This is a genomic window from Streptomyces coeruleofuscus, assembly GCF_039532725.1.
GTDB classification, from domain to species: domain Bacteria; phylum Actinomycetota; class Actinomycetes; order Streptomycetales; family Streptomycetaceae; genus Streptomyces; species Streptomyces coeruleofuscus.
Genome location: NZ_BAAASE010000027.1, coordinates 1 through 1,024, shown reverse-complemented (window position 1 = coordinate 1,024; position 1,024 = coordinate 1). Strand labels below are relative to the sequence as shown.

The following is a 1,024-nucleotide window of genomic DNA, read 5'->3' as shown; positions in this document are numbered from 1 at the left end:
AGGTGGACGAGGTGCTGGCCCGGCATCCGCTGCGGGACCTGGTCACCACCTCAGAGCCGCTGCCCCTGCTCGTCGAGCGGGAGCGGGCCCTGTACGGCTCCTGGTACGAGTTCTTCCCCCGCTCGGAGGGCACCCGGCAACAGCCCCACGGCACCTTCCGCACCGCCGCCCGCAGACTGCCGGCGATCGCGGCGATGGGCTTCGACGTGGTCTACCTGCCCCCGATCCACCCCATCGGCACCACCTTCCGCAAGGGCAGGAACAACACCCTCTCCCCCGGCCCCGACGACGTCGGCGTGCCCTGGGCGATCGGCTCGCCGGAGGGCGGCCACGACGCCGTCCACCCCGGTCTGGGCCCCCTGGAGGACTTCACCTGGTTCGTCGCCCAGGCCCGCGAGCTGGGGCTGGAGATCGCCCTGGACTTCGCGCTGCAGTGCTCCCCCGACCACCCCTGGGTACAGAAACACCCCGAGTGGTTCCACCACCGCCCCGACGGCACCATCGCCTACGCGGAGAACCCGCCGAAGAAGTACCAGGACATCTACCCCATCGCCTTCGACGCCGACATGGACGGCCTGATCGCCGAGACCTGCCGGGTGCTGCGGCACTGGATGGACTGCGGGGTGCGGATCTTCCGGGTGGACAACCCGCACACCAAGCCGGTCGTCTTCTGGGAGCGGGTCATCGCGGACATCAACCGCACCGACCCCGATGTGATCTTCCTGGCGGAGGCGTTCACCCGCCCGGCGATGATGCACACCCTCGCCCAGATCGGCTTCCAGCAGTCCTACACGTACTTCACCTGGCGCAACACCAAGGAAGAGCTGACCGAGTACCTCACGGAACTGTCCGGGGAAGCCGCCTCGTACATGCGGCCGAACTTCTTCACCAACACCCCCGACATCCTGCACGCCTACCTCCAGCACGGCGGCCGCCCCGCCTTCGAGGTCCGGGCCGTCCTCGCCGCGACCCTCGCTCCCACCTGGGGCATCTACTCCGGCTACGAACTGTGCGAGAACACCCC

At 69.0% G+C, this 1,024-nt stretch carries 1 pseudogene; it reads left to right on the top strand.

What is annotated here, in order from left to right:
- Positions 1–1,024 (top strand): annotated as a pseudogene (locus ABFX81_RS42095) (alpha-1,4-glucan--maltose-1-phosphate maltosyltransferase); the annotation flags it as partial.